Origin of the sequence: Anaerobacillus alkalilacustris, from assembly GCF_001866005.1 — a bacterium.
Classification (GTDB): Bacteria; Bacillota; Bacilli; order Bacillales; family Anaerobacillaceae; genus Anaerobacillus; species Anaerobacillus alkalilacustris.
On record NZ_MLQR01000029.1, the window covers coordinates 146,933 to 173,066 of the forward strand.

18 protein-coding genes and 3 pseudogenes are annotated in these 26,134 nt (G+C 35.6%); all 21 read right to left on the bottom strand.

The annotated features are described in order from the left end of the window. Nucleotides 1-143: 143 nt before the first annotated feature. On the bottom strand, nt 144-740 hold the full coding sequence (locus tag BKP37_RS11380) for a dipicolinate synthase subunit B (RefSeq protein ID WP_071309712.1): 597 nt from the start codon (nt 738-740) through the stop codon (nt 144-146). Next, a complete protein-coding gene (gene dpaA, locus BKP37_RS11385; RefSeq protein ID WP_071309713.1) occupies nt 737-1,639 on the bottom strand; it encodes a dipicolinic acid synthetase subunit A in 903 nt (300 codons plus the stop codon). The genes BKP37_RS11380 and dpaA overlap by 4 nt, the downstream gene beginning before the upstream one ends. Nucleotides 1,640-2,402: 763 nt before the next feature. Continuing rightward, nucleotides 2,403-2,642: a YlmC/YmxH family sporulation protein gene (locus tag BKP37_RS11390; RefSeq protein ID WP_071309714.1), complete on the bottom strand. Its 240-nt coding sequence runs from the start codon at nt 2,640-2,642 to the stop codon at nt 2,403-2,405. 189 nt (nt 2,643-2,831) lie between these two features. Further along, nucleotides 2,832-4,067: a M16 family metallopeptidase gene (locus tag BKP37_RS11395; RefSeq protein ID WP_071309715.1), complete on the bottom strand. Its 1,236-nt coding sequence runs from the start codon at nt 4,065-4,067 to the stop codon at nt 2,832-2,834. A gap of 23 nt (nt 4,068-4,090) precedes the next feature. After that, nucleotides 4,091-5,074, bottom strand: coding sequence for a polysaccharide deacetylase family protein (locus tag BKP37_RS11400; protein ID WP_071309716.1), 984 nt, complete (start codon nt 5,072-5,074; stop codon nt 4,091-4,093). A gap of 98 nt (nt 5,075-5,172) precedes the next feature. After that, the gene (locus BKP37_RS11405) at nt 5,173-7,275 is read right to left on the bottom strand and encodes a polyribonucleotide nucleotidyltransferase (protein WP_071309717.1); all 2,103 of its coding nucleotides are present in this window, start codon (nt 7,273-7,275) and stop codon (nt 5,173-5,175) included. 176 nt (nt 7,276-7,451) lie between these two features. Beyond that, on the bottom strand, nt 7,452-7,721 hold the full coding sequence (gene rpsO, locus BKP37_RS11410; RefSeq protein ID WP_071309718.1) for a 30S ribosomal protein S15: 270 nt from the start codon (nt 7,719-7,721) through the stop codon (nt 7,452-7,454). A gap of 112 nt (nt 7,722-7,833) precedes the next feature. After that, a complete protein-coding gene (gene ribF, locus BKP37_RS11415; RefSeq protein WP_071309719.1) occupies nt 7,834-8,796 on the bottom strand; it encodes a bifunctional riboflavin kinase/FAD synthetase in 963 nt (320 codons plus the stop codon). A 75-nt stretch (nt 8,797-8,871) separates the two neighbouring features. Continuing rightward, entirely contained in the window at nt 8,872-9,792 is a 921-nt protein-coding gene (truB, locus tag BKP37_RS11420; RefSeq protein WP_071309720.1) for a tRNA pseudouridine(55) synthase TruB, read from the bottom strand. An 81-nt stretch (nt 9,793-9,873) separates the two neighbouring features. Then, nucleotides 9,874-10,224, bottom strand: a complete 351-nt coding sequence (rbfA, locus tag BKP37_RS11425) for a 30S ribosome-binding factor RbfA (RefSeq protein ID WP_071309721.1) — start codon at nt 10,222-10,224, stop codon at nt 9,874-9,876. 188 nt (nt 10,225-10,412) lie between these two features. Continuing rightward, a complete protein-coding gene (locus BKP37_RS11430) occupies nt 10,413-10,691 on the bottom strand; it encodes a DUF503 domain-containing protein (protein WP_071309722.1) in 279 nt (92 codons plus the stop codon). Further along, nucleotides 10,688-12,796, bottom strand: coding sequence for a translation initiation factor IF-2 (gene infB, locus BKP37_RS11435; RefSeq protein ID WP_071309723.1), 2,109 nt, complete (start codon nt 12,794-12,796; stop codon nt 10,688-10,690). Before infB ends, BKP37_RS11430 begins: the two co-directional genes overlap by 4 nt. A 56-nt stretch (nt 12,797-12,852) precedes the next feature. Continuing rightward, nucleotides 12,853-13,152, bottom strand: coding sequence for a YlxQ family RNA-binding protein (locus BKP37_RS11440; RefSeq protein ID WP_071309724.1), 300 nt, complete (start codon nt 13,150-13,152; stop codon nt 12,853-12,855). Beyond that, on the bottom strand, nt 13,149-13,424 hold the full coding sequence (rnpM, locus tag BKP37_RS11445) for an RNase P modulator RnpM (protein ID WP_071309725.1): 276 nt from the start codon (nt 13,422-13,424) through the stop codon (nt 13,149-13,151). Before rnpM ends, BKP37_RS11440 begins: the two co-directional genes overlap by 4 nt. Nucleotides 13,425-13,439: 15 nt before the next feature. After that, nucleotides 13,440-14,546, bottom strand: coding sequence for a transcription termination factor NusA (gene nusA, locus BKP37_RS11450; protein WP_071309726.1), 1,107 nt, complete (start codon nt 14,544-14,546; stop codon nt 13,440-13,442). Nucleotides 14,547-14,613: 67 nt separating this feature from the next. Beyond that, nucleotides 14,614-15,084: a ribosome maturation factor RimP gene (gene rimP / locus BKP37_RS11455; protein ID WP_071309727.1), complete on the bottom strand. Its 471-nt coding sequence runs from the start codon at nt 15,082-15,084 to the stop codon at nt 14,614-14,616. A 347-nt stretch (nt 15,085-15,431) separates the two neighbouring features. Beyond that, a pseudogene (locus BKP37_RS11460) lies at nt 15,432-16,835 on the bottom strand (PolC-type DNA polymerase III); the annotation flags it as partial. Nucleotides 16,836-16,947: 112 nt separating this feature from the next. Further along, nucleotides 16,948-18,759 (bottom strand): annotated as a pseudogene (ltrA, locus tag BKP37_RS21025) (group II intron reverse transcriptase/maturase). A gap of 738 nt (nt 18,760-19,497) precedes the next feature. Next, nucleotides 19,498-22,404: pseudogene (locus BKP37_RS11470) on the bottom strand (PolC-type DNA polymerase III); the annotation flags it as partial. Between the two features lie 85 nt (nt 22,405-22,489). Next, on the bottom strand, nt 22,490-24,199 hold the full coding sequence (locus BKP37_RS11475) for a proline--tRNA ligase (RefSeq protein WP_071309728.1): 1,710 nt from the start codon (nt 24,197-24,199) through the stop codon (nt 22,490-22,492). A 643-nt stretch (nt 24,200-24,842) separates the two neighbouring features. After that, the gene (gene rseP / locus BKP37_RS11480) at nt 24,843-26,099 is read right to left on the bottom strand and encodes an RIP metalloprotease RseP (protein WP_071309729.1); all 1,257 of its coding nucleotides are present in this window, start codon (nt 26,097-26,099) and stop codon (nt 24,843-24,845) included. Nucleotides 26,100-26,134: the final 35 nt, after the last annotated feature.

The window sequence follows — 26,134 nt, forward strand, 5'->3', positions numbered from 1 at the left end:
CTTCAAGAAAAAATACGATATTATATATCAACTAAAGCCTTAGTATTAAATCTAACATCCATACATATGGGTTATATCTTATCATACTCTTTAGCAATTGAAAACGGGTCAACGACCTTACACTAAGACTCTCGTAAGGTAGATTAAGAATCTTTGTATCTCTCAACAAGGACTGGTTGTACTTGCTTTCCTTTAAGTGCTGCTTCTATAGTATCTTGCAGTGAACTCATTCTAGCTACTAATGAATTCGGCTTTTTAAAAGGATCGTCTTGCCCATATGGTATAAAATAAATATTTTTAGTAGCCATTAATTTCATGATATTCATCCCGTTTAATCCTAGGGCATCATTAGTAGATATACCTAAAACTACAGGTTTTAAGTTTCTTAATGTCGCTTTAGCAGCCATTAGAACTGGTGAATCTGTAAGAGCGTTAGCTAGCTTACTTGCGGAGTTCCCAGTTAACGGCGCGATTACCATACAATCTAATGGAGTTTTTGGACCAAAAGGTTCTGCTTTTACAATGGTATCTACAATTTCCTCATTTGTAATTTGTTTTATTTGTGCCAACCAATCTGCGCTGTCTCCAAATTTCGTATCCGTTGTCTTTACTACATGCGTAACAAATGGCGTTACCTTTGCGCCGGCATCAACCAATTTTTTCATCTCGGGAAGAACAGCACTATACGTACAGTGTGATCCTGTTAATCCAAAACCTATATGCTTGCCTTTTAATGTCATGATTGATCCTCCTCAATATTGTTTTGTTCTTCAATGAGCAACTTTGAAAGAACATTTGCGATAATTTGCCCTGCTGTTTTTGGGGCAACAATACCTGGCAGACCTGGTGCAAGCATTGCTTTAATACCTCTTTTTTCTGCATAACGAAAATCTGTACCACCCGGTTTAGAAGCTAAATCTATAATGAGTGATCGTGTAGGCATTTTCGAAATTATCTTGGCTGTTAATACCATAGCAGGAATTGTATTAATACATACATCAATATTCTCTACTTTCGATTCAAGCTTTGATAACTCTATTGGCTCAAACCCCATTTCATAAATACGAGCTAATAGATTACTTTGGTTTGCAGCCACTTTCACATTTGCACCAAGAGCATGAAATGCCCTTGCGACTGTCATGCCTACTCTACCAAAGCCTAATACAACAACGTTAGAACGATGAATAGTAATATCAGTGTTTTGAATTACCATCATTAACGTTCCTTCCATCGTTGGGATGGAATTGTAAATAGCTACATCATTTCTCTCAAATAGTTCTAACAGCTTTCTATCCGCGTCTTTAACAATTTTTTTTAGATATTGATTACTTATTCCAGAAAATACAGTACAATACTCAGGCGTTGCTTTTAAATGATCTACTTTTAATACAATTTTTTCGTTTGAAAAAATTGTTTCAATTTCACCTTCTATGCTAGTTCCACTAACTGGTAAGACAATTGCTCCAACTGTACGAAAGTCAACATGTTCTAGTTGAACTTTTGTAGCTCCAACAAAACCTTCGTCTAACTGATCAAAACCTATTAGTGAAATTTTTGCATCAAGCTCAATCAATTTGCGAATCACTTCAAGCTGTCTAGCATCGCCACCAATAACCGCAACATGTTTCCCTGTTAACATTGTTTCTCCCCTTTCTCACTGTTGTGCGTTTTAAATCGTTACACAGGGGAATACTTCCTTATAATTAATTCAAAATCATATTATGTAACATTCACCTATTTGGTGAATAGGAAGGTACTTAACTATTCATTTTATTTTGGACTGTTTAATCGCGACGATAAAATACAAAAAGAGTATAACTTCTTCTCTAAAGGCGCAGTATGTGTCATACATTAATAAAGCCGAACTTCCATCAGTAGGTCTTACTGCCCATTATGAGTGGGATAAATAGGCTCACTAATATAACAAGCAAGAAGAGCGCAAGCGCCTTGGTCACGAGCGAAAGGCACTGGAAGGCCTTTGACAGAAGCCGCTCTTTGGCTTCCGCGTGCTTCTGCGTCTAACAGCACTGCTTCGAAGTAGTCTTCCTCGAAGCAAAGTAGCATGGAGTATATTCAAGAAGTAATCCAAGAAGACAGAAGTCAGTAACTTGACTGAAGTGACCGAGATCGTAGGCTGCTTGCGCTAGACAGTTTCAAGTTAGAAATTTATAAATTCTGATTATAACAAAAAGGGTGTGAAATCATCATCGATTTCACACCCTTTTGTTGCCATTTCATTTTCAATCTTAATTAATCAAACTGATTTGTACTTAAGGGTCATAGACCCACCTCTAAGCGTAGCGTAGGTGGGAACTTCCATTCAGGTGGAGTTGAGACTCCATCTGAATTTCCGATGTTTTAGCGAAGCTAGAACGAGCTCTCTACTTAGTTTATAGTTACCTTTATTTCTTATCAACATCAATTATTATCATATCGGTACCAATTTTTATGATTTGGCGCCAGTGAACAGTTACTTCTTTTTCTTTTTTCCCTAAACCAAACCACTTCATAGAAGGGATAATAAAAGATTCAATTTTACCAGTTTCCTCATCAATTACAAGATCAGTCTGCCCTAAGATACCAAGCCTCTCACCTTTATCATAATCAATAATCTCTTTCCCACTTATCTCACTTAATCTCATAATAATCTCATCCTTCCTTTACTAATAATTCCTTCTATATTATTATCATATTCAAGATATTATTAGAGATAGTACTATTAAAAAACCTTTAGACAGGAATTGTCTAAAGGTTTTTAAGATAAACTCCAACCAGTGTAGAATTCCTTCTCCTTCGGTGGTTGTTCTCTAAAATGACTATTTAAAAATAATTTAAACCCCTGTCGGTAGTTTCCCTTGTGGGCTTATTAAAGATAACGAATACGGCTGGCTAAAAAGGTTTTTGCTTAGTTTATTTACGTTAGTTATCGATACTCGATTTATTTCATCAATAATTTCATCTAGAGATCGATGCCTTTTAAGCAGTAACTCATTTTTCCCATTTCTGCTCATACGGCTATTCGTGCTTTCTAAACTAAGCATTAAATTCCCTTTTAATTGTTCTTTACCTTTGGTTAATTCTTTTTCAGTAATACCTTGATTCTTGATACTGTTTAACGTCTCCATCATCGTGTCAAATAGCTCATCTAATTGATTAGGGGCCGTCCCACTATATACTGTTAACATTCCGTTATCATGGTAAGAAGAATGGTAAGAAAATACAGAATATGCTAATCCTTTTTTCTCCCTTACTTCCTGAAATAATCTGCTACTCATACTTCCACCTAAAATATTATTTAATAGCACAAGGCTATAAATATCCTGATGTCCAATCGGAAGACCATCGAACCCTAAGCAAAGGTGCGCTTGTTCTGTTTCTTTTTTCCTAACTAGTTTTTCTGCTAAGAAACTAGGTGTAACGTACTCACGCTCTACACCACTTTTCTTAACATCTTTAAAAATCGCTTCGACTTTTCCAATAAAATCTTCATCAACATTTCCAGCAATAGAAATTACAACATTTTCAGCGGTGTACTGCTGGGCCATATAATCTCTTAATGTACGTTCAGAAAAGGATTTTAACGTTTGTTGAGTACCTAATATTGGATAGCCCAAAGAGTGAGTTCCAAAACTTGCTTGCGCTAACAAATCGTGTACAATATCGTCTGGAGCGTCCTCGTACATCTTAATTTCTTCAAGTACTACATTTTTTTCTTTTTCTAATTCTTTCTCCTCAAAAAGAGAATGAAAGTACATATCAGAAAGTACATCGAGAGCAATACTAGCATGATCGTCTAAAACTTTTGCATAGTAACAAGTATATTCCTTAGATGTAAATGCATTTACTTGACCACCAATTCCATCAAATGCCTCGGCAATTTCTTTGGCAGAACGTGTTTTTGTACCTTTAAAAAACATATGCTCTAAAAAATGGGATACACCATTATCTTCTGTTGTTTCAAAACGAGAGCCTGTTCCAATCCAAATACCTATTGAAACGGACCTAACCGTTGGTATTTTTTCTAGAACTATTCTTACACCATTGGGAGTTTCAAACTTTTGTATCAATCTTTTTTCCTCCTAAAATTGTTTCAATATCCCTCAGTAAAGCCTCCATTAGAAATTCGTTCTTCACTAAGTAGATTTGAAACAGTACTAATTTGATATCCTTTTGCTTTTAACCCAGTAATTAATTGTTCTAACCCACCTGTAGCACTTGCTGTTGGATGCATTAAAATCATAGAGCCAGGCTCTACTTTTTGTATTACACGTTGTGCCATGGCACTTGGTTCAGGGTTACGCCAATCGACTGTATCAACTGTCCATAATATGGTATACATATCCATACTTCTTGCTATGTCAACTACATCTTGTCGGTAGCTCCCACTGGGAGGGGCAAACCATTTCGGCTTTACTTCTAATGTGGCATAAATAACTTCGTTTGTCTTTTTTATTTCTTCTCTAATTCTTGCATTAGTCATTTTTTTCATATCAGGATGTGAATATGCATGATTCCCTATTTCATGCCCCTCATCAATAATCATTTTAGCTAATGTTGGATTTTTTTTCGTCCATGATCCATCTAGGAAAAAGGTAGATTTAACATTATGTGCATTCATAATTTTTAGCATTTGTGGTAAATAGTCATTTCCCCATGCTACATTAACTAATAGAGTGACCATTTTTTTTTCAGGATTTCCGCGGTAAATTGGAGCTGAAGGTAGATCACTCAAATGAATAGTTGGAGGAACTTGTTTATAAACTAACCTATTTTCTAAAAATTCTCCGTCCTTTCTCATTTTCTCATAAGAAGCCTCAATATCAATCTCTAACCCATTAAGTCCAGGAATTGCTTTCCACACCCTATCAACGACCGCATCAATAGGTGGTACGTTTCTTTCATCGGCGTACTGTTTTAATTCTATAAATAGTGGATCATTAAATGTAGCAACCGATCGACTATCCGCTTTGATTTCTTTTATGTAATTCGTTGAATATGGATTTTGAATGGAGCCAATTGATAAAACAATTATAATAAAAAATGTACAAATTTGTAAAATAAACTTCTTTACCATTAAATGTCCCCCCCTGTACTAAAAAATATGCACTGTTTGGACGAGGTAGAACAAATGGAATAGAGAAAAGAGACTGGTTTATTTCCCAGCCTCTAATGTTAACTTTCTTGCTTTTGTTCTTTTAATATTGCCTTACGTGACAAATTCACTCTGCCTTGGTTATCAACTTCTGTTACTTTTACAAGAATTTCATCACCTATTTGAACAACATCTTCAACTTTATTCACTCGCTCTTCAGCAAGTTGAGAAATGTGAACAAGTCCATCTTTGCCTTTAAACAACTCAACAAACGCTCCAAATTTTTCGATACGTTTTACAGTACCTAAATAAGTTTGGCCGACTTCTACTTCACGTACAATATCTTCAATGATTTGTTTTGCTTTTGCATTCATATCCTGATTTGTCGATGCAATAAATACTGTACCATCTTGTTCAATGTCAATTTTCACGCCAGTTTCTTCAATAATCTTATTAATGACTTTACCACTTGGCCCGATCACATCTCTAATTTTATCTGGGTTAATACTCATCATTAATATTTTTGGTGCGTATTCAGAAAGCTCAGCCTTCGGTTCATTAATTGCCTCAAGCATATTATCAAGAATTTGAAGACGACCTTGCCTTGCTTGTTCTAAAGCTTCTTGTAAAATTTCACGATTAATACCGGAAATCTTTATATCCATCTGTATAGCAGTAACCCCTTCATTTGTTCCGGCTACTTTAAAGTCCATATCACCTAAGTGATCTTCCATACCTTGAATATCCGTTAATACTGTATAGTCTTCACCATCAGAAATTAATCCCATTGCAATCCCAGCTACTGGTGATTTAATCGGGACTCCCGCAGCCATCATTGCCAATGTGCTAGCACATATACTTGCTTGTGAAGTAGAACCATTTGATTCTAAGACTTCAGAAACAAGACGAATGGTATAAGGGAAAGTTTTTTCAGAAGGAATGATTGGTTCTAGAGCTCGCTCACCAAGGGCGCCATGTCCAATCTCTCTTCGTCCTGGGCCTCTAATAGGACCAGTTTCACCAACACTAAATAATGGGAAGTTATAGTGATGCATAAAACGTTTAGTTTCCTCAATTCCTAACCCATCAAGAATTTGGACATCTCCTAATGCTCCAAGTGTACAAATGCTTAAGGCTTGTGTTTGACCTCGCGTAAAAAGTCCAGAACCATGTGTTCTAGGTAAAATATCAATTTTAGAAGATAAAGGACGAATTTCATCTTTAGCTCTACCATCAGGTCGAATCTTTTCTTTCGTGATTAATCGTCTCACTTCTTCTTTTACTATTTTGTGAAGAACTTCTTTTACTTCTTCTAAATTTATATTTTCATTTTCTTCAAAATGAGCGACTGCTTTTTCCATAACTACATCAATAGCAGCTTGTCTCGCATGTTTCTCCTGAACTTGAACGGCCTCTCTTAATTCCGATTCAGCTAATTCACGGACAGATGTATTTAAATCTGCATCAATTTCATGAAGGATGACATCCATTTTTTCAATGTTGCCTAGTTTTGCAACTATTTCTTCTTGGAAAGCAACAAGACGCTTAATCTCCTCATGCCCATACATAATCGCTTCTAACATAACTTCTTCCGATACTTCTTCTGCCCCAGCTTCAACCATGTTAATAGCATCTTTTGTACCCGCAACAACAAGGTGGATGTCACTTTTTTCCAATTGTTCAGTGGTAGGGTTAACCATAAACTCACCGTCAATACGACCTACTGTTACCCCAGCAATTGGACCATCAAAAGGAATGTCTGAAATACATAATGCTAGTGATGATCCGACCATAGCTGCCATTTCAGAAGAACAGTTTTGATCAATACTCATAACAATACTAACTACTTGTACCTCATTACGGAATCCCTCTGGGAAGAGTGGTCGGATCGGACGATCAATTAAGCGGCTTGTTAAAATTGCATTTTCACTTGGACGGCCTTCTCGTTTTATAAAACCTCCAGGAATTTTACCAGCAGCATAAAGCCGTTCTTCATAGTTCACTGTAAGTGGAAAGAAATTTAGTGGCTTAGGTGATTTAGAAGCAGTAACAGTACAAAGTACTGCTGTTTCACCATATCTAACCATTACTGCACCATTTGCCTGTTTGGCAAACTCGCCAATTTCAAACGATAATTCGCGACCTGCCCAATTCATCGAAAACTTTTGTGTTTCTTGTCCCATTTTTACGAGTAACTCCTCTCGTTTTCAAAAATTTAATTATTAATTACTTAGCCCTTATTATTTCCTTAAATATGTAAATTCAAAAGCCTTTTAACAAAGATTTATTATGCAGTAATTAAGAACTTTTTCCAATAAATAAAACTAAGAAAAAAGCGGGACGAATCCCGCTTTCTCTACTATCGGCGTAAACCGAGCTTATCAACTAAGTTACGATAACGCGATACATCCTTATTACGTAAATACGTAAGTAAGTTACGACGTTGTCCAACCATTTTTAAAAGACCACGACGTGAGTGATGATCCTTTTTGTGAGTACGTAAATGACCGTTTAACGTATTGATTTGCTCCGTTAGGATAGCGATCTGAACCTCTGGAGAACCAGTGTCAGTATCGTGAACTTTAAACGTTTCAATGATTTCATTTTTACGCTCTTGAGTTAATGCCATCCTAATTCACCTCCTTATTATTTATCCCCTAATCCCTAGCAAACGTCGGTGACTCGATTTTGCCAAGGAAAGGTTTTGTACAAACGTACATATATTAGAATACATTGTTTTGTCATGAATTGCAAGAACACAAATTTAATTTGGTTAAAATATGCTTAGCTACTGCTTTATCTGTTTCAATTTGGTTAATAAGGTCTTGAATTGTTGGAAACTTTAGCTCACTCCTGATCCGTTTTATCCATTTAATACGTACATCCTTATCGTAAATCATGTCATTAAAATCAAATAAATGAATTTCAACAGCAAGGTACGTTTTTTTATTTCCATGGAATGTTGGTTTATATCCTATATTACAAACTCCTTCATAATTACGACCGTCTACTTTCATACATACAGCGTAAACACCTGTTGCAGGTAATAGGTACCCGTCTGTTTCAACATTTGCTGTTGGAAAACCAATGAGGCGTCCGCGCTTTTCACCATGGACAACCTTACCTAAAACTTCATAATACCTCCCTAAATATTCAGGAACCTGAGAAACTTCTCCATTAGCTAATAATTTTCTAATATAAGTAGAACTCACCTTTTCTAAATCTTTTTCTACCTTCTGAATTGTTGTTTGAGAAAAAGATTTTCTAGAATGAAAAGGAAGAGTTTCCATCGTTCCTTTTCCTAGCTTGCCATAAGAATAGTCGAATCCAGCCACAACATGCTTTACATTTAATTCTATTAAATACTTATCTACAAACTGTTGTGGTGTTAGATTAGCAAATTCTTTGGTGAAATCTACTATGTATAAAACATCTACACCTAATTTTCTTATAAGCTCAATTTTCTCTGGCAATGGACTTAAGTAAAGCATTTCTCCCTCTTGTTTCCTAAGTACTTCTTTCGGGTGAGGGCTAAATGTCATAACTGCACTTTGCATTTGCTTTTCATGAGCAATTTCTTTTGCTGTAAGAATTACTCTTTGATGCCCTAGATGAACACCATCAAAAAAACCTAATGCTATGACTGTTGGTTTACAATTTTCCATTTTTAATTGATGAGGATGTGACAGTACAATTGTTTCCAACATTTCCACCTCAATATAGTAATATGTTAATTGATCAAACTCTTACATTTATAACTTTTTTATGCAACAATTATCTTATACTTGATCGTTTTTCAATACCTTTTCTGGCTTCATTAACCCTTGTTTAGTGGGATGCTTTATATAGATGGCTAAGCATTCTCCATTTTTATTATAAATGGTAAAACGATTTTCATCTATCTCTATAGGAATAGGTAATACCATTCCATTCATGACTTTTAGTGCTGTTGCATCATTTATAACGATCCGTTTTAAAAATGAAAGTGCATCATCAATTTTCAGTAGTGAAGCTTGAAGTTCATTATTTGTAAATTTATTTTCTATTTCTTCAAAAGTAAGGCAGTGCTCTAATTGAAAGGGACCTGATGCAGTCCGAACAAGTGCCGACATATGAGCAGGATAACCAAGTTTTTTTCCTATATCCACTGCTAGTGTTCGCACGTACGTTCCTTTACTACAATGGACGCGAAAAGAAAATTTTACTTTATTTCCATCAATAAGTAACGGTTCTGTTAACAAAGTTAATTCATGTATGTTTACATGTCGTACTGGACGCTCAACTGTCTTTCCCTCTCGTGCGTATTCATAGAGCTTTTTCCCCTTAACCTTTACCGCAGAATACATTGGAGGAATCTGTTCTATTTCACCCGTAAAAGATTGTAATACTTCGTTTATTTCTTGGCAAGAAAATAACCTTTCAACAACTTTTTCCTCAAGCTTTTCACCTGTAAAATCTTCTGTAGTTGTCGAAAAGCCAATGGTAACCTCACCCTCATATGTTTTCGAATAATCAGACATATATTGTGCAACTTTAGTGGCTCTCCCAATACAAATAGGAAGTACCCCAGTAACCTCTGGATCTAATGTTCCGGTATGACCGATTTTTCTCGTCTTTAATATTCTTCTTAATTTAGCTACACAATCGTGAGAGGTCATCCCTTTCGGTTTATGTAAAGCTAATATTCCTTGTAGTTCCATATTTTTCACCACTTCAATCAATTTTATATAATTATATACAGAGGAAAGAGGATAGCAAACTACTATCCCCTTTGTCCATTATTATTGATCGTTCTGACGATTAATTTCTCCAAGTAAAGATTCGATCTTATTGCCATAATCGATTGACTCGTCAAACTTGAAAAGAAGTTCAGGTGTTTTTCTTAGCCTAATTCTCTTCCCAATTTCCGAACGAATAAAACCAGTTGCTTTAGAAAGACCTTGTAAAGTAGCTTCTTTTTGCTCATCATTCCCAAGAACTGTAATATAGATTTTTGCTTGTTGTAGATCTCCGGTAACTTCCACTCCTGTAACAGTAACAAATCCAATTCTTGGATCCTTTAGTTCCCTTTGAAGAATGTCAGTCATTTCCTTTTTAATTTGCTCTGCAACACGATTCGGACGAACACTCATTTATATCACCTCAATAGAACACCTTGTGCTTTTCGCATTATATAACCAAAGCTTTAGTTTATCTTAAAAGATAAGAATTTATAAAATTCTGAGATTGAAAAATTGTCTGGATCCAGCTACTTGCGCTCGTGACCGGGTCGCTTTCGCCTTATTAACAATCCTCTAGCATAATTAGACTTCTTGAACTATTAAAACCATTCAAAGTTTGTGATGGTTCGCTCAATTTCAGGAGTTGAATCAATCATAGCTAAAGCTTTATTTAATTCTTTTTCAGCTACTACCTTATCACTTGCAACAGTAACGATAGAAATTTCTGCACGTTGCCATAAGTTTTGATAACCAGTTTCTGATACTGCTATATTTAGCCTTTGCTTTAAACGGCTTATTATACTTTTAAGTACGGATCGTTTCTGTTTCAGTGACTGCACATCATAAATGACACATTCACATGTTACAGATCCAATCATGAACGTTTAATTTCCTCCATGACATATGCCTCAATAATATCGCCTTCTTTAATATCATTGAATCTTTCAAGAGTAATTCCACACTCATAGTTAGTTGCAACTTCTTTAACATCATCTTTAAAGCGTTTAAGTGCATCAATTTTCCCTTCATAAATAACAATACCATCACGAATTAGACGAACTGTTGAATCACGAGTAACTTTTCCTTCAGTAACATAACAACCGGCAATCGTTCCTACTTTTGAGACTTTAAACGTTGTACGAACTTCAACCTGCCCAATTACTTTTTCTTCAAATTCTGGATCAAGCATACCCTTCATTGCAGCTTCAATTTCGTCAATCGCATTATAAATAACCCGATGTAATCTAATATCTACTTTTTCACTATCAGCTGTACGTTTTGCATTTACGTCAGGACGTACATTAAAGCCAATTACAATTGCATTTGAAGCACTTGCTAAAATAATATCGGATTCAGTAATAGCACCTACACCCGTATGGATAATGTTAACTTTTACACCTTCAACATCAATTTTCTCTAGTGAACCTTTCATTGCTTCTACAGAACCTTGAACGTCGCCTTTAATAATGACATTAATTTCTTTGATGTCACCTTGTTGGATCTGGTTAAATAAGTCATCTAAGCTTACTCTACTATTTTCAGAACGCTCAGCTTCACGCTGTTTCACCGCACGAGCTTCACCAACTGAACGAGCTGTTTTCTCGTCTTTAAAAACTAAAAATTGATCTCCAGCTCGCGGAACATCACTAAGACCTGTAATTTCTACAGGTGCTGAAGGTCCTGCTGTTTTAACACGTCGTCCAATATCATTTACCATTGCACGGACACGTCCAAACGTGTTTCCAACAACAATAGGATCACCCACGTGCAATGTTCCTGATTGAACAAGTAATGTTGCTACGGCTCCTCGACCTTTGTCCAATTCTGCTTCAACTACAGTTCCACGTGCGTAAGCTTTTGGATTCGCTTTATATTCTTCAACTTCAGCGACTAATAGAATCATTTCTAACAACTCATCAATACCTTCGCCTTTAAGTGCAGAAACAGGAACAAAAATTGTATCTCCACCCCAAGCTTCAGCTACTAAGCCATGTTCTGTTAACTCTTGCATCACGCGATCAGGGTTTGCAGCTTCCTTATCCATTTTATTAACAGCAACGATAATAGGAACTTTTGCTGCTTTTGCATGATTAATTGCTTCAACTGTTTGCGGCATCACTCCATCGTCGGCTGCAACAACTAATATAGTAATATCAGTTACTTGTGCTCCACGAGCTCGCATTGTTGTAAATGCAGCATGTCCTGGAGTGTCTAGAAAAGTAATTTTCTTATCATTAACTTCTACTTGATAAGCACCTATGTGTTGAGTGATCCCACCAGCTTCACCTGCTGTTACTTTTGTGTGGCGAATCGAATCTAGAAGAGTTGTTTTTCCATGATCGACATGCCCCATAATAGTAACAACTGGTGGTCTTTCCTTTATATCCTTTGGATCGTCATCTTCTTCATAGCGCTCAAAATCCGTTACTTCTAAAATGATTTCTTCTTCTACTTCAACACCATAATCACTAGCTATTAATTCAATTGAATCTTTATCTATCTCTTGGTTAATGGTAGCCATAACCCCAAGAAACATTAATTTTTTAATAAGCTCTGATGGTTCTTTATGAAGCTTCTTAGCTAATTCTCCAACTGTAATGGATCCAGAATAAGTAATTTTAGTAGGCATAGTTTTCACATTTTCTTTCTTATCTACTTGAAATGATTTTTGGTTATTTTTATTGTTACGTTTTTTATCATTTCTTTTCGATTGATTATTTTTTATAGCTTGGTCATTTTTCTTATTATTGTTTTCGGAAGGGCTTTTTTCGTTGCTTCCTTTTCCCTCTTTTGTATGAGAATTAGAAACACTTTTTTCACCTTCGTTTTCTACTGGCTCAACTTCTAACTTTTTCATAGCTTCTTCAGTAATTACTGACATATGGTTAGTTACCTCGATATTTAACGTTTTTAATTTTTCAATTATTTCTTTACTAGAAATGTTCTTCTCTTTTGCATATTCATATACTCGCATCTTTTTCATTTGCTTTCCTCCCTTGTGAACATGGTCTTGTTCATCCAGCATTTCAACAAGTTTATTTAAAGAATTGAAAGGAGCTTAGTGGCAAATCCTTCGTCAATTACACCCACTACAACACGTTCATGTTTTCCAATTGCTGAACCTAGCATCTCTCTATTACCTGTAAATTTTAAAGGGACATTATAAAAATTACATTTATCTTGAATTTTCTTTTTTGTTGATAAAGAGGCGTCATCTGCCACTATCACAAGATAAACATTTTTCTTCCGTATACCTTTTATTACAAGTTCTTCCCCAGTAACTAGTTTTCTAGCCCTTGTAGCAAGACCTAGAAGGGAAAACCATTGTGGCTGCTTCATTGAGAATCTCCTTTAATTCGATCTTTGATAAGTTGGTCATATATTTCACTGCTTACTTTTACATTTAAGTGTCGGGAAAAAACATCTTTCCTTTTTGCCTCTTCAAAACATTCTTGACTATTACTTACATAAGCACCTCTACCGGACTTTTTACCTGTAGAGTCAATAACGACTTCGCCTGCAGGAGTACGTACGATCCTAATTAATTCTTTTTTAGGCTTCATCTCATTTGTAACAACACATTTACGAAGTGGAATTTTGCGTTTTTTCATAGCCGATCCACCCTTTTACTCTAGCTCTTCAAAGCTTTCTTCTTGTTGATTAACCTCTTCACTTTCATTTGGATTATACAATCCAAGACTTTCTGCATCAGATTGACTCTTTATGTCAATTTTCCAACCTGTTAATTTAGCCGCTAGTCGAGCATTTTGCCCTCTTTTTCCGATAGCTAAAGATAATTGATAATCAGGAACAATAACTTGAGTCATTTTCTCCTCTTCATCTACTTTTACTTGCAGAACTTTAGCAGGACTTAATGCGTTTGCTACATATTCAACCGGGTCTTCACACCAACGAACAATGTCAATTTTCTCACCTTTAAGTTCATTAACAATGGTTTGAACTCTCTGACCCTTAGGACCAACACAAGAACCAACAGGATCAACTTCTGGGTTTTCAGCATGGACTGAAATTTTCGAACGATCTCCAGCTTCACGGGCAACAGATTTAATCTCAACCGTACCATCAAAAATTTCTGGGACTTCTAATTCAAAAAGTCTTTTTAATAATCCAGGATGAGTCCTTGAAATTAAAATTTGAGGACCCTTTGTTGTTTTTTCAACTTTTGTTATGTAGGCCTTAATGCGATCGTTGTGCTTATAAGTTTCATTAGGCATTTGTTCAGTTAATGGTAGTAGGGCTTCAACTTTACCTAAGTCTACATAAATAAAACGACTATCTTGTCGTTGAACAATTCCTGTCATAATATCTTCTTCACGGTCAATAAAGTCTGCATAAATTATTCCTCTTTCAGCTTCACGAACTCGCTGAGTAACAACTTGTTTTGCAGTTTGAGCTGCAATACGGCCGAAATCTTTTGGCGTCACTTCAATTTCTACAATATCATCAACTTCATATTGTGGATTGATTGCTTTAGCAGCTCCTTCTGAGATTTCTAATCTAGAGTCAAATACTTCTTCAACCACTTGCTTTCTAGCAAAAACACGAATACTACCATTTTCTCGGTTTATGTCAACACGTACATTTTGTGCCTGGTTAAAGTTTCGTTTATAACCGGAAATTAGCGCTGCTTCAATAGCTTCAATAATAATCTCTTTGCTAATTCCCTTATCTTTTTCTAACGTCGTTAACGCATCCATAAAATCACTATTCATGGAGCATTTCTCCCCCTTTCGATTTTAAGAAAAGTGCTTGGTATCTTAAGTGTAGAACTTATTTAACTTAAAAAACAACAGCCAGTCTTGCACTAGCAACTTTTTCATAAGGAATTATCACATTAATTGTTCTCGTTTTTTGTTTAGTGGAAATAGTTAAGTCTTTTCCATCAAATGTTACTAACTTACCTTCAAATGCCTTTTCTCCTTGAATTGGTTCATATGTAGTTACATAAATATTCTTTCCTATCGCTTTTTCAACATCCTTCTCTTTCTTAAGTGGGCGTTCAGCTCCAGGAGATGATACTTCAAGGAAATATGCTTGAGTTATTGGGTCTTTTTCGTCTAGTAGTTCACTCAATCGTTCACTTACTGTTCCGCAGTCTTCAATATCTACACCATTTTCAGAGTCAATAAACACACGCAAAAACCAATTTTTTCCTTCTTTTTTGAATTCAACATCGACTAGCTCTAGTTGCATTTCATTTAGAATAGGCAAAACTAATTGTTCTACAATACCAGTTACATTCTTACTCATTGTTGTCCCTCCTTACAAGTAAACTTATTGGGCAAATAATTATGGTAGTTCTTCAAACTAAATCAAATTTACTGATTAATAAGATAGAATAAGGCTTTAATTATTTTTATTATGCCCAATCAAAAAAACATCAATATATGTCGATTAATAACGAACATTTTCATAATAAAAAAAGAAGTTAGTTTGACTTATATTTTCACCATTTTTTTATGTAGGTCTTCTTACAGTAAAACGAAAGAGTGGGTTTCCCCACTCTTTTTGTGTGCACCTATTCTAAGTATTACCTCAAAAATATAACATAAACCCTAAATTTATGCAAGGTGGTTAGAGTTATGATGTATTCCCCGTTAGAAAAGTGACAATTGATTTGATTCTGGTAAACCTTCTAGACAACCGTGCTCATCTAAATTTTCTAAAACTGTCTTTGTAATTTTGCTCCGCTGTTGGAGATCTTCTTTCGAAAGAAATTCACCACTTTCTCGTGCTTTTACGATGTTTATCGCAGCATTCGTTCCAACCCCTGTCATTGCATTAAAAGGAGGTATTAGTGTTTTATCTTCTACTAAAAACTCTGTAGCACTCGAACGATAAAGATCTACCTTTTTAAACGAAAATCCTCTTTCACACATTTCTAATGCAAGTTCAAGAACTGTGAGTAAACTCTTCTCCTTTGGTGACGCATCTAATCCCTTTGCAGCAATTTCTTCAATTTTCACACGAATTGAAGCTGATCCTCTTACCATCGAATCTAAATCAAAGTCATCAGCTCTAACAGTAAAATAAGCTGCGTAAAATAAAATTGGGTGGTGAACTTTAAAATAGGCAATTCGAACCGCCATTAATACATAAGCAGCGGCGTGCGCCTTCGGGAACATATATTTTATCTTCAAACAAGATCCTATATACCAATCAGGAACATTGTTTTTCTTCATTTCTTCAATCCATTCTTCACTTAAACCTTTACCTTTACGTACGCTCTCCATAATTTTAAAAGCTAAAGAAGGTTCTAACCCTTTATAAATTAAATAAACCATAATATCATCACGACAACCAATTACTTCTTTTAGGACACATGTCCCGTCTTGAATTAATTCATTTGCGTTATTTAACCAAACATCTGTCCCATGTGATAATCCAGAGATTTGGACAAGTTCGCTAAATGTAGAAGGCTTTGTTTCTTCAAGCATCTGTCTAACAAATTTGGTTCCAAACTCTGGTATACCATACGTGCCAGTTTTACACATAATTTGCTCTTCTGAAACTCCGAGAGATTCAGTTCCACTAAATAATTTAAATACTTCATGGTCATCAGTTGGAATTGTCTTCGGATCAATACCACTTAAATCTTGTAGCATACGTATTACGGTTGGGTCATCGTGTCCAAGAATATCTAATTTTAATAAATTATCATGAATAGAGTGAAAATCAAAGTGTGTTGTTTTCCATTCTGATGTTTTATCGTCAGCTGGAAATTGGATTGGACAAAAATCAAAAATTTCCATATAGTCTGGAACAACAATAATTCCACCAGGGTGTTGACCGGTCGTTCGTTTCACTCCTGTACATCCAGATACAAGACGATCAATCTCAGCTCCTCGCATTTGCAAGTTAAAATCACTTTGATATCCCTTCACATATCCGTATGCTGTTTTTTCAGCAACAGTACCGATTGTACCTGCGCGATAAACATAATCAACACCGAACAGTTCTTTTGTATAATTATGAGCCCTTGGCTGGTAATCTCCAGAAAAATATGATGATAGGTAAGCATTTGAAGTTATCTCCAGCTTTTCCCCCATCTCACACCGTACGTGACCCTTTCAGTGTCATACGGCGTTCCATCGTTAACATTGTCGAAGTTATTCAGCTAAGTTTTGGATTTCCTACTTCCGTGCTTAACTGATTTAGTTTTTTAACTGCTTTTAAATCAAAAGTCTCAAGTATTGCTTTGTACTTTGGATTTGTTGTTGGATTATTATTATGGATTAGCATATGGTAATCTTTTTTGATAATTATTAGATTATCATAATCATCAGTTCCACCTTGGGCAGTTGGTTTTTTGTGGTGACATATTGCATTGAACGGAGTTAATCTTTCACCCGTTATTCCACAACAACCTTTTTGGGCAACGTATCTACTTAGACGATTATCTTCGTATTTTACGCTTTTGGATTTATAGGTACCTTTTCTAAACATTTCTATTTCAGTAACGGATACGATTTTTATCTCTTTATGAATGGCTTTTCGGTCATTCGCATTATAGATTGTAAATTCTGGTTTTCGTTGACCGCGTATATCATGTTTAACTGCTTCCATCGGATATACTAATATGCCATTACTTTTAAATCTAGGACATCGGTAACCAGTGTAAAATTTTTCAATCACTTTGTTTTTCTCTTGAGTCATGTTGAAAATGTTTCTGTACAAAAGTGATTTAATATTTTTGTGTACTTTATGCCTTATATCGTTAAAGTCTTGAGATACTCTTGTAGCTATCTTGTAATAGTTCTGCATCCCAAGGATATTGGCGTTGTACATCATAATTTTTCCTGGTGTTGGACTTTTTCTTATCTTAATCAGTTTATGCCTAATTACTTCTTCTACCTTATTTTTGGATTTAGGACTCATTTTAGAGTTTACTATATATCCTGTTTTTCCAGTTCCCTTTTTAACTGCTCTGAACCGTACTCCTAAGAAGTCGGTACCGTTTTTGCGGAGGTTTGTGATTTTGCTTTTTTCTTTACTTGTTTCTAAACCAAGTCTTTATTGTAACCACTTTTCAACAGCTATTTTGATTTTCTTGGCATTATTATAAGAATTCGTAAAGATTTTAAAATCGTCCGCGTATCTTACAAGGTACATTGGTTTCAGTTTCGTCTTTTTAAGAGCATCTGTTTTGTTTCTTTTTAATTTATAAGGTATTCTCGTAGGTTTTGTTTCCCATTGATTTGATATCCACCAGTCAAACTCGTTCAAAACAACATTTGCGAGTAGGGGCGATAGTATTCCGCCCTGTGGTGTACCCTTATCTGGTACTCCAATTCCTTTGATTTCCGCTTTCAGCATTTTCTTAATAATTGATAATACTTTTTTGTCCCGTATACCAATGGTCCATAGTTGTTTGAGAAGCTTGGTGTGATTAACATTGTCGAAAAATCCTTTTATATCTATATCTACCACATAGTGATTGAAGCTGTGATTAACTAAATGATAGCATCTAGCTAAAGCGTCATGGGTACTTCTCTTGGGTCTAAATCCAAAGCTATTTGAGTTAAACTTGCCTTCCACAATAGGTTCGAGGATTTGCAAAAACATTTGCTGAATTAACCTGTCCTCTATCGTTGGAATTCCAAGTGGTCTCATATCACCGTTTGGTTTAGGTATCAGTACCCTTTTTACAGAATGCGGTTCATAGTTAATAAGTCTTTTTCTTGTTATTGCCACAAGCTTTTTAATATCCATACTTTGTAGATGTTTGATGGTATGTCCATTTGTGCCTTTTGTTTTGCTTCCAGTGTTACTTTTGATATTTCGATATGCTAGTCTAATGTTCTCTTCCGATATGATAAAGTCATAAAGGTTTTTAAAGTATCTACCATTTTCACTTTCTTCATAAAGACTATCCAACTGGTCTTGCATACCAAAGTATTCGTTGTTTCTCAACTTTTGTATCATTAAGTCAGTCAACTAATCACTTCCTTTCGAAAGTTTTCGTTTCTTTAAGTCTTACTAGAACCTGACTTTTATAGGTTTGTTTCGACGTTAACGACTAATGCCCTTCCCTCAAGAATGTTTTATCCTCCGACTTATTGGTTATTCAGTCATCATAGGCAATCTTGTAAGCGGTACTACGGCATCACTGCCACTTCCATAAATCTATGTTATAGCTGTTGCTTTTCCATAGAAACACTTTTAGCGAAGTGCAACCTTCTGATGTGTTGGAAGCTTCTCACGTTCCACTATTTCTATCTGTACATAATCTACTTAGGTTCCCCCTAAATCCCGTTGAGCTTGACTGTGCCTGTAACACAGTATGGATTTTCATAACCAAACGTTTACTCATCCACACTCAAAATTCCTAATAGGAACCCATACCATTTCTGATATGTGACATTTACGAGAAGTCAGTCGAGGGTTCGTCCCAGTTATTCTACTGATACTAACCATATAGATTTTATAGACACCAGACCTATCGTTCACAGAAACTTTATAGCTCCCTTTCCTCAGCCGTACTGTTAGGGTGACCTTCAGCCTACTTTAGCGGGCTTCAGACAAAAGTTGATTTTGCAATACTCCTTATGCCTGCCGCAGCTTCAGTGAGTGTGTTTCAGGGCGTTACTCCGTCATTCCACACTTCGAAATAGCAGTTCTCCTAGCATAATAGCTAGTGGCTAATCTTTTCAATTAGCAACGTGACGCACTGAGATCGATATCAGGAACTTTATCCCCTTTGAAACCAAGGAATGTTTCGAAAGGAATATCATGTCCATCTTTTACGTATTTCGTACCGCACTCTGGGCAATCTTTATCTGGTAGGTCAAATCCAGAACCTACAGAACCATCATCAAAAAAGTGAGAGTGATGACAACTTGGACATACGTAATGTGGTGGTAATGGATTTACTTCCGTAATTTCTGTCATCGTTGCAACTAAAGAAGAACCTACCGATCCACGTGAACCAACAAGATAACCGTCATCTAAAGACTTTTTTACAAGTTTATGAGAGATTAAATAAATAACAGCAAACCCATGACCGATAATACTCTTTAATTCTTTTTCAAGTCTTGCCTCAACGATTTCCGGCAAATTCTCTCCATAAATACTTCTTGCACGTCCATAGCTCATCTGCCTTATTTCTTCCTCAGCACCTTCAATTTTAGGTGTATATAAATCATCTGGAATTGGCTTTAAAACTTCTATATCATCAGCAATTTTTTGAGTATTTGTTACGACAACCTCTTTTGCTTTTTCCTTACTTAAAAATTGAAAACACTCCAACATTTCGTCAGTTGTACGAAAATGAACTTCCGGTAGTTTTTGTTTATTTAATGGGTTCGCCCCACCTTGGCTAGCAATTAAAATTTTCCGATAAATACCGTCATTGGGATGTAAATAATGAACATTTCCAGTTGCAACAACAGGTATATTTAATTTTTCACCTAAAGAAACAATATTTTTGATAATTTCTTTTAATGCCAATTCATCACGAACTAGCTCTTTTTCAATTAAGTGATAATAATTCGAAGGTGGTTGAACTTCAAGGTAGTCATAAAATTTAGCGGTCTTTTCTACTTCATCACTAGACTTTTGCATCATCGCTTCAAAAACTTCGCCTTTATCACAACCAGAACCAACTATAATTCCCTCTCGATGCTTCTCTAATAAAGATCTTGGGATCCTAGGCGTCCTATGGAAAAACTCAAGATGCGAATAAGAAACAAGTTTGTATAGATTCTTTAATCCTACTTGGGTTTTTGCTAGTAGAATACAATGAGAAGGTCTTAAGCGATGGAAGTCCCCTTTACCCATATTGTCATTTAAACGATCATGGTACAATATTTCTTTTTCGATACAATCCTTAAGCAATTTCCATAATAAATAGCCGGTTGCTTCTGCGTCATAAATTGCACGGTGGTGACTAACTAACTCAATATCAAACTTTTTACAAAGATTATTCAGTCGATGATTTTTCAATTCTGGATAAAGGAACCTAGCCAATTCTAGTGTATCAATGACCGGATTTTCACAATCACTGAAACCTATTTTTCGAAACCCGGCATTAATAAATCCCATATCGAAACTTGCATTATGAGCAACTAAAATATCGTCGTTAATCCATTCTTTGAAGTCTTTTAGAACATCTCCAATCTCTGGAGCACCAACTAACATATCATCGGTAATTCCTGTTAAGTCAATGATCGTATTCGTTAACTTTTCATGAGGATCTGCAAATGATTCAAATCGATCGATAATTTCACCATTTTTAATTTTTACAGCGGCAAGTTCTATAATCGTATTATAGACAGCGGATAACCCTGTGGTTTCAACGTCAAATACTACATAAGTTTCCTCACTTAGTAATCTTTTTTGCGTGTTATACGCAATAGGCACACCATCATCAACTAAGTTTGCTTCAACTCCATATAATATTTTAATCCCATGTTTTTTTCCAGAACCATAGGCTTCTGGAAATGATTGAACGATGCCGTGGTCTGTAATGGCAATAGCTTTATGGCCCCATTTACTTGCTTGCTCTACTAAACGACTACATGAAGTGACTGCATCCATTTGACTCATTGGAGTGTGGAGGTGTAATTCTACTCGCTTTTCATCATCTGGAGCTAAATCTTGTTTTTGGACGGGCTTTACTTCATTAATGTCTTTAGCAATCATTACTAAATCGCGGACAAACGTATCATGTTGAACTCCGCCTCGAACCTTAACCCAAATACCTTTTTTTACTGCTTGGAGAAGAGGCACATCTTCTTTATCATTTGAAAATATTTTTACAAGTATTGAGTCAGTATAATCTGTGATCTTAAATGTTAAAAGCGTTCGCCCACTTCTTAATTCACGTGTCTCCGCATCAAATACATACCCTTGAATTGCAATCTTCTTTTCTTCATCTTGGATAGTTTCAATCGGTACGATATCATCCTTAATTTGATAACCTATTGTCAATGCTTCACTTGACTGAATCATTTTCTCTGCTCTTTTTTCTTGTTTTTGCTTTTCAATCATAGCTGCAACCATTTTCGAATGATCTTCTTGTTCTTTTTGTTCCACAAACTGTTGGAACTCCTTCTTCGATTCTTTAACAACTGTTTCTACTAGATAGTTCGGAAAACCAAGTTTTAAAAAAGATTCTTTAATAGGCTCTTTCAGCTTTCTACTTAAAGCGATAGCCTCTGTTTCATTTCTTACATTAATCGATAATTTATTCCCTTCAATAACTGGGGTTTGCCCTTTTAGAAATTGAATAATTGATGGGGAAAAACCTTCTAAGCATTCTACTAGATATGGCCAATAACTCAAAACAACTTTATTGTCAACTTTTGTATTAGTATAACGAATAGTAAACGATACCGATGCTATATGACTAAAAGCTTGTCCTATTCGATCATGAAAAAGTTGAAAGACATGAAAGGGTAATATTCTTTCAAATTCGAAATCAAACTGCCATTTTTTTTCATTTTTAAAAATTGAAAGCTTATGGATAACGCCATTATTTAAAAACTGTTGTGTAAGGTCTTCAGGAAATAATATTTGCTGGAGGAGTAATTGGAACCGTTCCATGCGTATTCGTCTATCTTCGTTCATTATGATCCCCCTTCTTTATTTTTGTTTACATAGTAAATGGTACCCCCACCAAGCAAGGTACCATTTATGTTATTCTTGAAACTTTTTAACCTTGTCGTTTAATGTAATCTTCTAATGTAGATAGAAGTTGGTCAGTGGGAACTTCTATAACCTCATCAGATTTACGAATTTTCACTTCAACAATTCCTTCTGTTGCCTTCTTCCCAACTGTAATCCGTACAGGTAAACCGATAAGGTCAGCATCGGTAAATTTTACACCTGGTCTTTCAGCACGATCATCAAATAGTACATCGTAACCTTCTTGCTTTAGTTGTTTATATAAGTTTTCTGACAACTCTTTTTGTTCGACATTTTTCGAGTTAACCGTAATTAGATGAAGATCAAATGGAGCTACAGATGTTGGCCATACAATTCCTTTTTCATCATGATTTTGCTCAATAATTGCCGCAACTGTACGCGAAATACCAATTCCGTAACAACCCATAATCATTGGCTTTGATTTGCCGTTTTCATCTAGGAAATTAGCACCCATCGCCTCACTATAACGAGTACCTAATTTAAAAACATGCCCAACTTCAATACCTTCAGCAAACCGAATTATACCTTTGCCATCAGGAGAAGGATCTCCTTCTTTAATAAAACGTAAATCAAGATATTGTTTCACAGAAAAATCTCTGTCCGGGTTTACATTTTTAAAGTGTTTGTCCTTCTCGTTAGCACCACAAACACCATTACTAATAAATTCTACAGCAGTATCAGCTAACACATCAACATCTGTAGTTACGTTGACAGGACCAATAAACCCAAGTTCACAATTCATGAATTTAATTGTTTGATCTGCAGTAGCAAGTTCCACCTTTTTCGCCTCATAAAAATGCTTAATTTTCACATCATTGACTTCATGATCACCACGTACTAAAACTAGTACAGGCTTTTCATCAACGATAAATAGGACTGCCTTGATTAACTTTTCTTTACTAATAGATAAAGAAGTTTCTAGTTCTTCAATGGTTTTTAGATCTGGGGTATCAAATCTTTCTAACTCTAATAAATCTTCGCCACTTTTCTCATATTGTGCAACCACAGGTGCTATTTCAATATTTGCTGCATAGTTGCTTTCACTTGAATAAGCAATTGTATCTTCACCGATGCTTGAAAGTACCATAAATTCGTGAGTGTCTTTACCACCTATTGCACCAGAATCAGCAACGACTGCTCGAAAATCTAGCCCACATCTAGTAAAAATGTTTGTATATGCTTCATACATTTTTGTATAACTTTTATCAAGACCTTCTTGATTTATATCAAAAGAATAAGCATCTTTCATTATAAATTCTCGAGACCTTAACACTCCGAAGCGCGGTCTTCTTTCATCTCTGAATTTTGTTTGAATTTGATATAAATTCATCGGTAACTTTTTGTATGATTTTACATCATCTCTAACAATAGTGGTTATTACCTCTTCATGTGTTGGTCCTAAAGCAAACTCACGATTATGTCTATCGTTAAAACGCATTAACTCAGGACCATATGCATCCCAACGTCCACTCTCTTGCCAAAGTTCTGCTGGTTGAATGGCTGGCATAAGAAGTTCTTGTGCACCTGCTTCATCCATTTCTTGTCGAACTATATTTTCAACCTTTTGCAAGGCTCGCATCCCTAGCGGTAAAAAAGAGTATAAACCAGATGCAGTTTGTCTAATTAATCCAGCACGTAACATCAACTGGTGGCTAGTAACTTCTGCATCAGATGGCACGTCCCTTAAAGTTGGACTTAAAAAATGATTTTGCCTCATAGAAACACCTCTATTATTTTTTCAATTAAATTAATTTCATAATTTTATTAATCGAGCAACATCAAACTATATCTAGCTGTTAATGTAGTTATTCAACTATATATAACATTTTAGTCTCAGATATCTGTATTATGAAATTCTAAATTAACAACTAAAATATTTGATACTATTACAAGAAAAGCGTAAGGCGCCCGCCTATCGGCGACAAACACTGGAAGGTCGGCAAGTAGCGGTCTGCTCTTTGACCGCAATTAACGAACTGAAGTGATCGAGCCGATGGCGCCTGAAGCTAGACAGTTTCCAAGTTAGAAATTTTATAAATTCTGATTATATAAGAAAAGCGCAAGCGCTTGGTCACGTGCGAAAGGACTGAAGTAGTGACCGAGCTCGTAGGCTGCTTGCGCTAGACAATTTCCAAGTTAGAAATTTTATACTTTCTTACCTTGTTACAATAAGCGCGAGCGCCTCAAACCGGCGAAAGACCTATAACAAGAAACACGCTACATGGCTTCATGTAATAGGGGTAAGGACCTAAAGCGGGTATACGCTAAAGCTCGGCACTTTCCGCCTTTAGAAAGTTATAATTCCTTTTTAGTAAAGCACTAAATAGTTTCTAGGTTTATAATAGTGACTATTTTAATTTTTACAAGAAGAACTTATTAATATCATTCCAAGTAACTACTAACATTAGCAACATCAGAAGTGCAAAGCCAACGAAATGAACAATACCTTCTTTTTGTGGGTCAATTGGTTTTCCACGGACAGCTTCTAAACCAATGAAAATCAACCTCCCACCGTCTAATGCAGGCAGAGGTAATAAATTAATAATACCTAAGTTAACACTCAATATCGCAGCCCATTGCATTAATACTAAAATCCCCATCTCGGCAGCTTGACCAGTATAATTATATATTCCAACTGGCCCAGATAAATGGTCGAGTGTGAATTGGCCTGTAATTAACATCCCTAAACTCTCAATTATAAGTACAATGTATTCATATGTTTGAGTTAAACCAAACATAATTGATCCAAAAAGAGCAAATTCAGTAGGCGGATAAACCCCTATAAAACCATCTTTTTGTTCGTTAACACCTATTCGTTCATCTGGAACAATGGCCACACTAAATACTTCACCGTTGCGATTGATCATAAATGTAAGTTCTTGATTCGGACTTTTTTGTATCACACTTGTTAGATCATCCCATGTTTCAAGTGGCTTACCGTCAATCGCTACTACTAAGTCACCTTTTTGAAGTCCTGCTTCAATAGCTGCTCCATCCGGAATTACATCGCCTACAATCGGTTTATTTACAGGCATTCCTTGAATTAAGGAAAAAGCCATTAAAATTACTGCAGCTAACGCAAAATTCATAAAAGGTCCTGCAAAAATAGCAATCGCCCTTTGTGACAAAGTTTTAGAACCAAATTGTCTATTATGTGGTGCAATTTGTGTGCGTTGTTCATCATAAATATAATCTGCTTTTGGATCTACATAATATGTTCGAAACTCATTATCTTCGTCATAACCTTGAATGAATAATTGATGTTCTAAATCAATCTTTTCTACAGTAATAACCCTTGCATTAGGATGTTTCGATTTATTATTAATAACAATATCCTTCACTTTTCCTGTTGGTGTAAAAACTAAACCAATTTGATAGCCTGGTTTGATTTCGATCATCTCTGGATCTTCTCCAGCCATTCTCACAAACCCACCTAACGGTAATAAGCGAATAGTATAAACCGTCTCATCCTTTTTAAATGAAAAAAGTTTAGGACCAAAACCAATTGCAAACTCTCTACATAGAATACCTGCTCTTTTAGCGAAAATTAAGTGTCCAAGTTCATGAATGAATACTAACAACCCAAAAATAATAATAATGGAAATTAAGGTGTTCATCCTGATCACAACCTTTACATTTATTTCACAATGAT

Bases quoted from the DNA above. Each gene is read 5' to 3' on its own strand.
- BKP37_RS11380 (WP_071309712.1), bottom strand. From the start codon at position 740: ATGACATTAAAAGGCAAGCATATAGGTTTTGGATTAACAGGATCACAC.
- dpaA (WP_071309713.1), bottom strand. From the start codon at position 1,639: ATGTTAACAGGGAAACATGTTGCGGTTATTGGTGGCGATGCTAGACAG.
- BKP37_RS11390 (WP_071309714.1), bottom strand. From the start codon at position 2,642: ATGAGATTAAGTGAGATAAGTGGGAAAGAGATTATTGATTATGATAAA.
- BKP37_RS11400 (WP_071309716.1), bottom strand. From the start codon at position 5,074: ATGGTAAAGAAGTTTATTTTACAAATTTGTACATTTTTTATTATAATT.
- BKP37_RS11405 (WP_071309717.1), bottom strand. From the start codon at position 7,275: ATGGGACAAGAAACACAAAAGTTTTCGATGAATTGGGCAGGTCGCGAA.
- rpsO (WP_071309718.1), bottom strand. From the start codon at position 7,721: ATGGCATTAACTCAAGAGCGTAAAAATGAAATCATTGAAACGTTTAAA.
- truB (WP_071309720.1), bottom strand. From the start codon at position 9,792: ATGGAACTACAAGGAATATTAGCTTTACATAAACCGAAAGGGATGACC.
- rbfA (WP_071309721.1), bottom strand. From the start codon at position 10,224: ATGAGTGTTCGTCCGAATCGTGTTGCAGAGCAAATTAAAAAGGAAATG.
- BKP37_RS11430 (WP_071309722.1), bottom strand. From the start codon at position 10,691: ATGATTGGATCTGTAACATGTGAATGTGTCATTTATGATGTGCAGTCA.
- infB (WP_071309723.1), bottom strand. From the start codon at position 12,796: ATGAAAAAGATGCGAGTATATGAATATGCAAAAGAGAAGAACATTTCT.
- BKP37_RS11440 (WP_071309724.1), bottom strand. From the start codon at position 13,152: ATGAAGCAGCCACAATGGTTTTCCCTTCTAGGTCTTGCTACAAGGGCT.
- rnpM (WP_071309725.1), bottom strand. From the start codon at position 13,424: ATGAAAAAACGCAAAATTCCACTTCGTAAATGTGTTGTTACAAATGAG.
- nusA (WP_071309726.1), bottom strand. From the start codon at position 14,546: ATGAATAGTGATTTTATGGATGCGTTAACGACGTTAGAAAAAGATAAG.
- rimP (WP_071309727.1), bottom strand. From the start codon at position 15,084: ATGAGTAAGAATGTAACTGGTATTGTAGAACAATTAGTTTTGCCTATT.
- BKP37_RS11475 (WP_071309728.1), bottom strand. From the start codon at position 24,199: ATGAGGCAAAATCATTTTTTAAGTCCAACTTTAAGGGACGTGCCATCT.
- rseP (WP_071309729.1), bottom strand. From the start codon at position 26,099: ATGAACACCTTAATTTCCATTATTATTATTTTTGGGTTGTTAGTATTC.